The organism is Burkholderia sp. WSM2232, assembly GCF_000472545.1.
Classification (GTDB): Bacteria; Pseudomonadota; Gammaproteobacteria; order Burkholderiales; family Burkholderiaceae; genus Paraburkholderia.
In genome coordinates this window covers 1-11,865 of the sequence record NZ_KI421432.1, presented here as the reverse complement: position 1 = coordinate 11,865, position 11,865 = coordinate 1, and the positions used below count along the sequence as shown (strand labels likewise).

Sequence of the window (11,865 nt, the reverse complement as noted above, 5' to 3'; positions counted from 1 at the left end):
AACAACAATGAAACGCTATGAGTTTTTGAGCGGATGGGGCCGTGCGGCAGCGAGTGGTTTGCTGCTCGCGCTGCTCGCGGCCTGCTCGGTGGAACCCACCTACAAGCGTCCCGAAGTGGACACGCCCGCTGCCTTCAAGGAGGCGCCGGTTGCGGCGTCAGGAACGTCAGCCGCCTCGGCGCAGGACACCGGCACGTGGAAAACGGCGCAACCCGCCGACGACGCGCATCGCGGCGAATGGTGGAAGATTTTCGGCGATCCGCAACTGGATGCCCTCGAGGAGCAGGCGGCCGCCGCGAATCAGGACCTGAAGGCCGCAGCGGCGCGCGTGCAGCAGGCCCGGGCGGTGACGCGCGCAGCGAAGTCGGACTGGTTTCCGAAGTTCGACGCGGGTTTTGGTCCGACTCGCGAGCGAGCGTCGGCGGCTTCGCAATTGCAGCCGGACAGCGTGGGCGGCACGACCGGCACCATCTGGCGCGCGCAGGTCGGCGCGTCGTACGAGGCGGATCTGTTCGGGCGTGTCGGCTCGAATGTGAACGCTTCGCGCGCGGATGAGCAGCAAAGCGAAGCGCTGTTCCGTTCGGTGCAGTTGTCGTTGCAGGCCGACGTTGCGCAAAACTATTTCCAGTTGCGCGAGCTCGATACCGACCAGGATCTGTATCGCCGCACGGTGGCGTTGCGTGAAGACACGCTCAAGCTCGTTGAGCGCCGCTTCAAGGAAGGCGACATCAGCGAGCTCGACGTGTCGCGCGCGCGCAATGAACTCGCGAGCGCTCGCGCCGATGCGGTGGGTATCGCGCGTCAGCGCGCGGCTTCGGAACACAGTCTTGCGATTCTGCTTGGCAAGCCGCCTGCGGAGTTCTCCTTTGCCGAAGCGCCGCTTACGCCGGTCACGGTGCGGGTGCCGCCTGGCCTGCCTTCGGCGCTGCTGGAACGCAGGCCGGACGTGTCGGCGGCTGAGCGCGCGATGGCGGCGGCGAACGCACGCGTGGGTCTGGCGAAGTCGGCGTTCTTCCCGAAGCTCGACATCACGGGTGCATTCGGCTATGAGTCGGCGACCTTGGGCGATCTGTTCATGTGGTCGAGCCGGGCGTTCATTCTCGGTCCGCTTGCAGGTACCGCATTGACAGTGCCCATTTTCGACGGGGGCCGGCGCAAGGCGAATCTGGCGCAGGCTCGCGCGCGCTATGACGAAGACGTTGCGCAGTATCGTCAGCAGGTACTCGTGGCGTTCCGCGAAGTCGAAGACAACCTGGCCGATCTGCGGCTGCTGGAAGATCAGATGCGCGAGCAGAACAACGCCGTGCAGGCGTCGCAGCGTGCCGCACGTCTGTCCCGTACGCAGTACACGGAGGGCGCGGTCAGCTATCTGGACGTGATCGACGGCGAGCGGCAGGTGCTCAGCACGCAACTGCAGGCGAGCCACTTGCAGGGTACGCAGGCAGTGGCGACCGTGAACCTGATTCGCGCGCTCGGCGGTGGCTGGGGCGATGTGGCAGCGTCCGGCACCGCGGTGGGGTCGGCGGCTCCTGCAGCAACGCCTGCTTCTGCCGGTGTGACCGGAGAACAGGTGGCGAAGCGTTAAAGGCTTCCGTTACCCATTCGAGTGTTCGAAAAAGCCGGACCGCGCCACGAGCGCGGTCCGGCTTTTTTTATGCGCAAATCATTTTTCGCACTTTCCTTTCGAAAATCGCTTCGTAGACCCGCGCGCATCGTGGCCACTATGATGATTCGCACTTTGGCGCAGACTGCCGGTCTGGCTCGCCGCGAACTCAACATATCGTCAACAAGAGTCCACCATGCGTATTTTTCTTCTCAACGCGCGGCGCTTTTTGCGTGCGCCGACGCTCGCGCTGCTCAGCGCATTGGGTGTTGTACTTGCGGTATCCGCCGCGCCCGCGCTTGCGGCGGATGCGCCGACGCTGAAGATCGGCACTGCCACCAGCCCGCAAATCGAGGCGCTCAAAGTCGCGGTGCGCGAAGCGAAAGAGCAGGGGCTCGACGTCAAGGTAATCGAATTCACCGACTGGAATACGCCGAACGCGGCGCTTGCGAACAAGGACATCGACGTCAATTACTTCCAGCACATTCCGTTTCTGGAAAACGCGAAAAAGCAGGGCGGCTATAACTTCGTGGCAATCGCGCCAGGCACGATCATGAAGATCGGGCTGTACTCGAAAAAGATAAAACGTTTCGACGAACTGAAGGACGGCGCGACGGTGGCCATCGCAAACGATCCGGTCAACGGCGGCCGCGGCTTGTTGCTGCTGCAACGAGCCGGTCTGATCAAGCTTACGCCGGGCATCGACTATCGCGCCACTACGCTCGACATAACCGCGAACCCGAAGCATCTGAAGATCATTCAGCTCGAGGCGTCGCAACTGGCGCGCTCGCTTGACGACGTGGACCTTGCGCAGGGCTACCCGAGCTTCATCAAACTCGCAGGCACCACAGATCCGAATAGCGCACTGCTGTTCGACGGGCTGGAAAACAGGAACTATGCGATTCAATGGGTCGTGCGTCCGGAGAGCGCAAACGATCCGCGCATTCGCAAATTCATTTCGATCTATCAGCATTCGCCGGCCGTGCGCGCCGCGCTCGACAAGGCATTTGGCGATCTTTACGCGGTCGCCTGGTAAGCGGCGCCTTTCATACTGAAGAGAACCACAGGAGCCGCGCGATGCCGAAGAAAAAGATCCTGCTGAACGCGTTCAACATGAATGCGGTCGGCCATATCAATCACGGTTTGTGGACGCATCCGCGAGACCAGTCTGCTCGTTATACGGACCTTGAGTACTGGACGAGTCTTGCGCAAACACTTGAACGCGGCAAGTTCGACGGCATTTTTCTCGCCGACATTGTGGGCGTATACGACGTCTACGAAGGCGGCCCCGACACGCCGTTGCGCGAAGCCGTGCAGATACCGATCAACGATCCGGCGCTGATCGTGCCGGCGATGGCACACGTCACGCGGCATATCGGCTTTGGCGTCACGTCGAATCTCACTTACGAGCCGCCGTATCTGTTTGCGCGCCGCATGTCGACGCTCGATCACCTCACGAAAGGCCGCGTCGGCTGGAACATCGTGACCGGCTATCTGGACAGCGCCGCGCGCGGCATGGGTCTCGCGCAGCAGATCAGCCACGACGACCGCTACGAGCGCGCCGACGACTACATGGATGTGGTCTACAAGCTGTGGGAGCAAAGCTGGGAAGACGACGCAGTGGTGCGCGATCGCGCGGCACGAGTGTTTTCGCAGCCGGGCAAGGTGCACCGCGTAAAGCATGACGGCCCCTACTATTCGATCGACGCGATTCACCTGAGCGAGCCCTCGCCGCAACGCACGCCGGTTTTGTATCAGGCCGGTTCGTCGAGCCGCGGTGTCGATTTCGCGGCACGTCATGCGGAATGTGTGTTCGTGGGTGGACAGAACAAGCAGTTGACGCGGTCTATTGTCGACGACATTCGCGCACGGGCGGTGAGCTTCGGGCGTGCGCGCGACGACATCAAGATCTTCGCGGGCATAACCGTCGTGGTAGGCGAAACCGAGCGCGCCGCGCAGGAAAAGTTCGAAGAGTATCGGCGCTATGCCAGCGCGGAAGGTGGCATCGCGCATTTTTCCAGTTCGACAGGTATCGACTTTTCGCAATACGCGCTGGATGAACCGATCTCGTATGTCAAGACGGACTCCATGCAATCCGCGGTCGAGGCCATTTCGAGCAAGAGCGTGAGCGGCGTGTGGACCAAACGCAAAGTACTGGAACAGATGACGCTTGGCGGCCGCGCGAAACCCGTGGTCGGCTCGCCGCAACAGATTGCGGACGAGCTCGTTTCGTGGATCGACGAAGCGGGCGTGGATGGCTTCAATCTGACACGCACGGTCATGCCTGAATCGTTCGAGGACTTCGTGAATCTGGTCGTGCCTGAGCTGCAAAACCGCGGCGTCTACAAGGAAGATTACGACCCGGCGCCGACGTTGCGCGAGAAGCTGTTCGGCGGCGGACGCGCGCGTTTGCCGGCAGTGCATGCCGGTGCGCAGCAACGCCGCCCGCAAAGCGGCGTCAAACAAACAGTGGAAGCCTGACAGGAGCGAAGCCGTGGCCACTCTTTTCGACGCACCGCAGTTCATTGAAGATTCGCCGGCGCTCGCAGCGGATGAGCGCGCGCATGCAGCGCCGACGCAGGCCGCCGTGGTGTTCGACAACGTAGGGAAAGTGTTCGCGGACTCGCGCGGTGTGTCGACCACGGCGCTCGCGGACGTGACGCTGAACGTCGCGCGCGGCGAGGTATTCGGCATTATCGGGCGCAGCGGCGCGGGCAAGTCGACGCTGCTGCGGCTCGTCAACGGCCTTGAAAGGCCGAGTTCGGGAGCGGTGCGGGTGAACGGCGTGAGTGTCGTCGAACTCGACGAACGCGGACTGGTTACGCTGCGCCGGCGCATCGGCATGGTGTTTCAGCACTTCAATCTGCTCTCGGCAAAGACCGTGCGAGAGAACATTGCGTTGCCGCTGAAAATTGCCGGTGTCCCGAAGCCGGCCATCGACAAAAAAGTGGACGCGCTGCTCGAACTCGTCGGGCTTGCCGCAAAGCGCGATGCGTATCCGGCGAGCTTGTCGGGTGGACAGAAACAGCGCGTGGGCATTGCGCGTGCGCTGGTCACGGACCCCGACATTCTGTTGTGCGACGAAGCCACGTCCGCACTCGATCCCGAAACGACGCAAGCAATTCTCGCCTTGCTGCGCGACATCAACCGGCGGCTGAATCTGACCGTCGTTCTGATCACACATGAAATGCAGGTGATTCGCGAAGTGTGCGATACGGTGGCTGTGATCGAGCGTGGCCGCGTGGTCGAAACGGGCCCGGTGTGGCGCGTGTTCGGCGCTCCGCAGCACGACGCGACGCGTGCGCTGTTGCGCACGCTGGTGCACGATCTGCCGGCGGATCTGGCCGAGCGGGTGAAGCCGCTCGCCGACATTGCGCAAGGCGACGCTCGCGTTCTTCTCGACGTGCGCTTCACCGGCGACGATGCGCGCGATCCCGATCTCGCCGGCCTCGCATCAGCGTTGAGCGTGGAGGGCAGCGGCGTGAGTTTCGTGCATGGCGGTATCGACCGCATTCAGGGGCACGCGCAAGGCCGCCTTATCGTGTCCGCGCAGCTGCGCGCAAGCGGACGCAGCGCGTTGCACGCGCAGATAGGCGCATTGCTCGAACGGGCGCGCCGCCACGCGAATCATGTCGAGGTGCTGGGCTATGTCTGAACTCTGGCTGTCTGAACTCGTCGGCGCGATACGCGATACGCTCGTGATGGTCGGCGTCTCCGCAGTGATCGCGGCGCTCGTCGGCATTCCGCTCGCGCTGGTGCTGGTTACGACCACGCGCGGCGGCATTTTCGAAAAACGCGCGGTGAACAGCACGCTCGGCGCGCTCGTGAATGCATTCCGCTCCACGCCATTCATCATTCTGCTCGTCGCGCTGCTGCCGCTCACGCGTTTGCTGATTGGCACGACTATCGGCGTATGGGCTGCAATCGTGCCGCTTAGCATCGCCGCTATTCCGTTTCTTGCACGCGTGGCGGAAGTCAGTCTGCGCGAAGTGGATCGCGGTCTGATCGAGGCGGCGCAGGCAATGGGCGCGCAGCGCCGGCACATTGTCTGGCATGTGCTGTTGCCCGAGGCGCTGCCTGGCATCGTCGGCGGCTTCACGATAACCGTGGTGGCGATGATCGGCTCCTCCGCGATGGCGGGAGCCGTCGGCGCGGGCGGCCTCGGCGATCTCGCGATCCGCTATGGCTATCAGCGCTTCGACACCACGGTAATGGTGACGGTGATCGTGCTGCTCATCGCAATTGTCACCGCGGTGCAACTGGTTGGCGACCGCTTCGTGCGGCGGCTCGAGCAGCGCGCCTGATGTCCTGCGGTGCGCGAGAGCACGCCGATCTCGCGTCGGCGCAACAGCGCTTTCGCATGACGAATAGCGCCGCTCCTACCGGTTGGCGGCGTCACCGCCTATCATGAAACCTGCTGGACGACGGGCGCGAGCCTTCCGCCGCGCTTCGTCCTCTTCCGCTTTCCTCATTCGCCCTTCAAACGTCCTCACGTGGAAACAGCATGAACGATTCTGCTCAAGCCGGCGCGCTGCGAGCGCGCGAGCCGTCCGCCGCGCCCGTCTCGCGCGATCTTGCCGCGCTGCTTGCAGCCTTGCATGCGAACGCTGCGCAACGCGATCACGCCGGCGGGCATGCCGCACAGGAAAAACAGTGGATCGCCGAGGCAGGCTTGCTCACGCTCGCCATTCCGCGCGAATTCGGCGGGGAAGGCGCGCCGTGGCCGGAGATCTACGAGGTCATTCGCAAGATCGCCCAGGTGGACAGCGCGCTCGCGCATCTGCTCGGCTTCACTTTTTTGCAGGAAGTGAGCGTTTATGTGTGGGGCAATCCCGCGCAACGCGAGCGCTACCTCAGGGGGACGGTGAAAGAGCGCTGGTGGTGGGGCAACGCGGTGAATCCGCTGGATACGCGGCTCGCTGCAACTGCAACCGGCGACGGCGGTTATGTTCTGAACGGACAAAAAGGCTTTTGCTCCGGCACGCGCGGTTCGCAAATGATGACGGTTTCCGCGCAGGACCCTCAGTCCGGCACGACACTGTTTGCAGTGGTGCCGACCGCGCGCGCGGGCATCACCGCGAACGACGACTGGAATCCGATCGGCCAGCGGCAGACCGACAGCGGCAGCGTTTCTTTTGCGCAGGTCAGGGTGGAGCCGGACGAGGTGCTGGACCGCGCCGACACACCCTACGCCAGTTTACGCACGCTCGTCTCGCAGCAGGTAATGACGAACCTGTTCGTCGGCATTGCTCAAGGCGCGCTGGAGGAAGCGCGCGCCTATGTCACGCAGCACGGCAAACCGTGGCTGACTTCGGGCGTGGCGAAAGCCACCGACGATCCGTACCTGATCCAGCGCTTTGGCGAAATGCGCATCCAGGCGGTGAGCGCCGAGGCGTTGGCCGTGCGCGCCGCACAGGCGCTGGATGCCGCATGGCGCGAAGGTCCTTCGCTTAGCGCGCAGGCGCGTGCGCATGTGGCACTCGCCACATCGGAGGCGAAAATCGTCGCGCACCGTGCGGCGCTCGATGTTAGCGAGAAACTCTTCGACGCGTGCGGCGCGCGCGCAACGCATGGGCCGCTTGCGCTCGACCGCTTCTGGCGCAACGCGCGCGTGCATACGCTGCACGATCCGCTCGACTATCGCGTACGCGACGTCGGCCGGTTTGCACTGAACGGGACATTGCCGGAAGTTTCTTTGTACACTTGAGGCGGTTCGCGGCGCAGCCCGTCTGCGCCGTTTCATTCATCCTCAAGAGACTCCCGGATTGCAGTTCAAACTACCGACTACGGCCACAGCGCCATTCTGCCCGTCCGAGGTGCAAGGCTCGGTCGCCGTCTCGCCTGGCGCGCCTTTCTGGAAAAAGATCCTGCAGTTCGCAGGCCCTGGCCTGCTGGTTTCGATCGGCTATATGGACCCAGGCAACTGGGCCACCGACATTGAAGCCGGCTCGCGTTACGGCTATAGCCTGCTGTTCGTGGTCATGCTCTCCAGTCTCGCGGCAATGGCGCTGCAGTGTCTGAGCATGCGTCTTGGCATTGTCACCGGGCGCGATCTGGCCGAGTTGTCCAAAGCGCGCTATTCACCGGCCGTCGCGCGGGGGCAATGGCTGCTGGCCGAGCTGTCGATCATCGCGTGCGATCTGGCGGAAGTGCTGGGCGGCGCGCTTGCCTTCCATCTGCTCTTCAAATGCTCGCTTACTACGGGCGTATTGCTCACGGCATTCGATACGCTGATCGTGCTCGGCCTGAAGGGCAAGAATTTTCGCGACCTCGAAGCAATCATGCTTGGGCTGATCGCGACAATCGGCGTTGGCTATATCGTCGAGCTCGCGCTGGTGAAGCCGCATTGGCCGTCGGTGGCACAAGGGCTGATCCCCTCGTGGCAGGCGCTGAGTTCACGCGAGCCGATGTATCTGGCGATCGGCATTCTCGGCGCGACCGTGATGCCCCACAACCTGTATCTGCATTCGTCGATCGTGCAGACGCGCGCGGTCAAGCGCGATTCCGCGAGCATCGGTTCGGCAATCGGCATGTCGCGCATCGACACCATCGTTTCGCTGCTGCTCGCGCTGATGATTAACATGGCGATCCTGATTCTCGCGGCTGCCGCCTTTCACGCGACCGGTCATAACCAGGTGACCGAAATCGAAGACGCCTACAAACTGCTCGCGCCGATTGTCGGCACTGGGTTTGCGGCGGTGTTGTTCGCGATCACGCTGCTCGCCTCGGGGCAAAGCTCCACTTTTACGGGCACCGTGGCAGGGCAGGTCATCATGGAAGGCTTCCTCAACCTGAAGATTCCTTGCTGGCAGCGGCGCTTCATTACGCGCGCGCTTGCGTTGATTCCTGCGTTGATAGGCGTCCAGATGCTGGGCAACGGCGCGGTCGGCAAGCTGCTCGTCGCAAGCCAGGTGGTATTGAGCCTGCAATTGCCGTTCGCGCTCTATCCGCTCATTCGCATGACGAGCGACCGTGCGCTGATGGGCGAGTTTGCGAACACGCTTCTCACGCGAATCGTTGCGTGGACGCTCTTTGCGGTGATTACCGCCGCGAACCTGTGGCTGGTGGTTCAGACGGTGGGACTGGTGGACTGAGTTGGATTGGGCGGCGCCGCGTCATCGGGGGGAAAACGGCGCGGCTCGAACGACGGCTCGGCATCACGCAACTGAGCATCAAACAAAAAAAGTCCGCGCAGTGAACTGCGCGGACTTTTTTCAGGCTTCGGTACGAATCGGGCGGACCAGCCCTCATCGCAAGTAAGGCGGGTTGCCGCTGTCAGGCGGCTTCGGCGACCTGGGTTGCTTCGATTGCTTCCTGACGAGCCGCCGCGGCCTTCTTCGTCTTGCCGGCGCGCGAAGGCGGCTGGCATGCACCGCACACGACGTTGTGCTGCAGATCGTGTTTGTGCGCGACAAACTTGCCGGTGCAACGGCAGCATTTCGTCAACTGCAGAATGTCGGCGTCGAAGAAACGCACCAGCGTCCACGCGCGCGTCAAGTCCAGCACCGGTTCGGTTTCGCTGTGCTTGCAGTGCTCCAGATACAGGCGGTATCCCTTCGTCAGCGCGTCGAGATGCGAGCAGCGCGCTTCGTTCTTCAGGAACAGGTACGTGTTATAGAACAGCGACGCGTGAATGTTCGCAAGCCACGTCATGTACCAGTCCGCCGAGAACGGCAGCATGCCCTTGGGCGGCGATACGCCCTTCACCTCGCGGTACAGGCGGATCATGCGGTCGCGCGAGAGCGTCAACTCGCTCTCCAGCACCTGCATGCGTGCGCCCAGTTCAATCAGCGCGATGGCGCGAAAAACTTCTTGTGCGTCTTCCGTCAGGCTACGCTTTTGCATCGCAGTCACCTCGATCAGGCAAATTGCTCGGCGGGCTGGCCTGCAAGCAGGATCGCCGCGTGAGTCGGTGCAACTGCAGTGTGCTTCGTCGTTTGCGTCAACGCCGACAACATCGAGTGGTCGTTGAAGCGGAAGAAACACAAAAGCTGGTCGGAAGAGGCCAGTTTGACGATCTGCGCGAGCGACAGCCCGGCAAGCAGATCAGCCAGTTCCGACGACAAGCCGAGGCGGAACATGCCGACCGGTTTGTCCTCACGCAACATGCGTTGCGCAAGCATGATGTACGACAGGTTAATCTCGCGGATTGAGTCCAGCGTCTCGCTGCTACGGTCCATTTTCTCTGTTTCCGAAGCCCCGAATTACTAAGTCGGCTTTTTGCCGTTATGTCTTTTGTGCCTCGCCGAAAACGTTGTCCTTCGGCTACGGGTCGCCCCCTTGATACAGATGGCGACCGTTTGATACATCGCGTTACATTTCGTAACAGCTTGGGACGAATTGTATGAAGGGCAAAACAAGAAATCAATCCCTTCTCAAAAAAATATCTCAGAAAGATGCATCAAATTTCGGTAAGAATTTCACAGGCCTGTAATAGGCCATGCTACGCGGGTTTTTGGCCCTCGTGAGCAATCGTACGATCCATGAAAACCCTTGTAGGGCGGGCCACTAGGCGTCTTATCCGCGCAACACGCGATGGTTGTGCGCACAACCGGTAAATAAGACTGAATGAAACAGAAAACGAAAACCCCAAGCGAAGCGTGTAATTAATACCGCGTACTTTGGGGCGTTTGGGGACAGAGCAAAGTTGTAACCGGATGATGTGGACCCAGTTACAAAGGAGGGGACTTTGTAACTTCCTGGCTAGGAATCAGCAGCCGGTGCTGCGCGCGCGCTCCACTTCCAGTCCGAAAGCGGGCCGCAGCCGCGTACCCAGCACGTTGCCGGCAAAAGCCGCGACCAGCCACAGCCAACCGTGCAGACTGCCCGAGACGATGCCGCTAAAGTACGCGCCGATGTTGCAGCCATAGGCGAGGCGCGCGCCGTAGCCAAGCATCAAGCCGCCGACCACGGCCGCAATAAGCGAGCGCGCCGGCACCTTCCACACCGGCGCGTAACGCCCGGCCAGCGCCGCGGCGGCCATTGCGCCGAGAATGATGCCCACGTCCATTACCGTGGTGACGTCGTGTGTAACAGGCGCGGCAAGCGCGCCTGCATTCGCGCGCGTCGCCCAGTACGGCCAGTTGACGACGTCCACGCCCAGGGCGGCAAAGATCTTGGCGCCCCACAACGCGAACGCGGAGGTGACGCCCCACGGGCGGCCCGACAGGGCGAGCGTCGCGAAATTGAGCAGCACGAGTGCGAGCGCGCCGACGAAGAGCGGCCACGGCCCTTGCAGCCACGGCGAGGCGCTGGGTGCCCGCGCGGGCTCGTTGACGAGGCGTCCGTGCCGGCGCCGCTCGACGAGTACGGTCAGCGCGGCGATGGCCGCGAAGATCGCGAGGTTGAGCGCAATGGCGGCGCCCGCGCCGAGCGTCTTGACCATGGAAAGCGGCTTTAACGACGGTAGCGCAGTCCAGAACGGCATGTGTGCGGTCGCCACGACCGAGCCGGTTACAAATGCCGCGAGCGTCACGATCATCCGCGTACTGCCGCCGCCGACCGTGTACAGCGTGCCCGACGCGCAACCGCCGCCAAGTTGCATGCCGACGCCGAACATGAAAGCGCCGACCAGCACGGACGTGCCGGCGGGCGCCACCAGTCCGACGACCGGATGCCCGAACAGGTTGCCGGCGGCCAGCGTCGGGAAGAACAGGACGACGCCTACGGCGAGCATCAGCATCTGCGCGCGAAGCCCGGCGCCCCGGCCGTCCGCGATGAAAACGCGCCAGGCCGACGTGAAGCCGAATGCCGCGTGATATAGCGACATGCCGAGCAGCGCGCCCACGATATACAGCGCGGCCTGGCGGCCGCTGACCGCCTGCGCGAGGTAGATGGCGCCGAGCGCGATAAGTAGAAGTGCTGCGGCGAGCGGCTTGGGGTTCATGCCGAAACGGCGGGGCGGGCGGGTGAGGGCGGGGGAGAGATCGGACATGATGGGCAGGCGGACAGCAGGGCGAGGTGACGGTTGGGAGTGGGGTTGGGTTGGGTTTTCGGGGCGTTTGTCGTCGATGAGGTTGGAGCGTTGCGGTTAGGCGCCGGGTCGGAATTTAGCGTTGAAGTTGGGTCGCAACTCAGGCCAGTAGCTCAGGCCAACGGCGCGGCCCAGCAGCGCGAGCCAGAAGCTCAGGCCGGACGCTCAGGCCAAAAGCTCGGGCCAAAAGCTCGGGCCAAAAGCTCAGGCCAAAAGCTCAGGCCAAAAGCTCAGGCCAAAAGCTCAGGCCAAAAGCTCAGGCCAAAAGCTCAGGCCAAAAGCTCAGGCC

General features: G+C 62.8%; 10 protein-coding genes. 7 read left to right on the top strand and 3 right to left on the bottom strand.

What is annotated here, in order from left to right:
- Positions 1 to 7 precede the first annotated feature (7 nt).
- From F757_RS0129865 to F757_RS0129835, 7 genes are all read left to right on the top strand, one after another.
- The gene (locus F757_RS0129865; RefSeq protein WP_027214528.1) at positions 8 to 1,585 is read left to right on the top strand and encodes an efflux transporter outer membrane subunit; all 1,578 of its coding nucleotides are present in this window, start codon (positions 8 to 10) and stop codon (positions 1,583 to 1,585) included.
- 214 nt (positions 1,586 to 1,799) lie between these two features.
- Complete coding sequence (locus F757_RS0129860; protein WP_027214527.1) at positions 1,800 to 2,639, top strand: MetQ/NlpA family ABC transporter substrate-binding protein; 840 nt, start codon at positions 1,800 to 1,802, stop codon at positions 2,637 to 2,639.
- Between the two features lie 41 nt (positions 2,640 to 2,680).
- A complete protein-coding gene (locus F757_RS0129855; RefSeq protein WP_027214526.1) occupies positions 2,681 to 4,084 on the top strand; it encodes an LLM class flavin-dependent oxidoreductase in 1,404 nt (467 codons plus the stop codon).
- A gap of 13 nt (positions 4,085 to 4,097) precedes the next feature.
- On the top strand, positions 4,098 to 5,258 hold the full coding sequence (locus F757_RS0129850; RefSeq protein ID WP_027214525.1) for a methionine ABC transporter ATP-binding protein: 1,161 nt from the start codon (positions 4,098 to 4,100) through the stop codon (positions 5,256 to 5,258).
- Positions 5,251 to 5,907: a methionine ABC transporter permease gene (locus F757_RS0129845; protein ID WP_027214524.1), complete on the top strand. Its 657-nt coding sequence runs from the start codon at positions 5,251 to 5,253 to the stop codon at positions 5,905 to 5,907. The genes F757_RS0129850 and F757_RS0129845 overlap by 8 nt, the downstream gene beginning before the upstream one ends.
- Before the next feature lie 200 nt (positions 5,908 to 6,107).
- On the top strand, positions 6,108 to 7,310 hold the full coding sequence (locus F757_RS0129840) for an acyl-CoA dehydrogenase family protein (protein ID WP_027214523.1): 1,203 nt from the start codon (positions 6,108 to 6,110) through the stop codon (positions 7,308 to 7,310).
- Between the two features lie 58 nt (positions 7,311 to 7,368).
- Positions 7,369 to 8,697: an Nramp family divalent metal transporter gene (locus F757_RS0129835; protein ID WP_027214522.1), complete on the top strand. Its 1,329-nt coding sequence runs from the start codon at positions 7,369 to 7,371 to the stop codon at positions 8,695 to 8,697.
- A gap of 181 nt (positions 8,698 to 8,878) precedes the next feature.
- Here the strand turns inward: F757_RS0129835 and flhC are convergent, their stop codons facing one another.
- From flhC to F757_RS0129820, 3 genes are all read right to left on the bottom strand, one after another.
- Positions 8,879 to 9,448, bottom strand: coding sequence for a flagellar transcriptional regulator FlhC (gene flhC / locus F757_RS0129830; protein ID WP_013342731.1), 570 nt, complete (start codon positions 9,446 to 9,448; stop codon positions 8,879 to 8,881).
- Positions 9,449 to 9,462: 14 nt separating this feature from the next.
- Positions 9,463 to 9,783 (bottom strand): flagellar transcriptional regulator FlhD, encoded by a 321-nt coding sequence (gene flhD, locus F757_RS0129825; RefSeq protein WP_006052742.1) that lies wholly within the window; start codon positions 9,781 to 9,783, stop codon positions 9,463 to 9,465.
- Positions 9,784 to 10,313: 530 nt separating this feature from the next.
- Complete coding sequence (locus tag F757_RS0129820; RefSeq protein WP_027214521.1) at positions 10,314 to 11,537, bottom strand: YeeE/YedE family protein; 1,224 nt, start codon at positions 11,535 to 11,537, stop codon at positions 10,314 to 10,316.
- Positions 11,538 to 11,865: the final 328 nt, after the last annotated feature.

Excerpts from the sequence above, each read along its gene's own strand:
- F757_RS0129865 (WP_027214528.1), top strand. The coding sequence starts at position 8 with ATGAAACGCTATGAGTTTTTGAGCGGATGGGGCCGTGCGGCAGCGAGT.
- F757_RS0129860 (WP_027214527.1), top strand. The coding sequence starts at position 1,800 with ATGCGTATTTTTCTTCTCAACGCGCGGCGCTTTTTGCGTGCGCCGACG.
- F757_RS0129855 (WP_027214526.1), top strand. The coding sequence starts at position 2,681 with ATGCCGAAGAAAAAGATCCTGCTGAACGCGTTCAACATGAATGCGGTC.
- F757_RS0129845 (WP_027214524.1), top strand. The coding sequence starts at position 5,251 with ATGTCTGAACTCTGGCTGTCTGAACTCGTCGGCGCGATACGCGATACG.
- F757_RS0129840 (WP_027214523.1), top strand. The coding sequence starts at position 6,108 with ATGAACGATTCTGCTCAAGCCGGCGCGCTGCGAGCGCGCGAGCCGTCC.
- flhC (WP_013342731.1), bottom strand. The coding sequence starts at position 9,448 with ATGCAAAAGCGTAGCCTGACGGAAGACGCACAAGAAGTTTTTCGCGCC.
- flhD (WP_006052742.1), bottom strand. The coding sequence starts at position 9,783 with ATGGACCGTAGCAGCGAGACGCTGGACTCAATCCGCGAGATTAACCTG.
- F757_RS0129820 (WP_027214521.1), bottom strand. The coding sequence starts at position 11,537 with ATGTCCGATCTCTCCCCCGCCCTCACCCGCCCGCCCCGCCGTTTCGGC.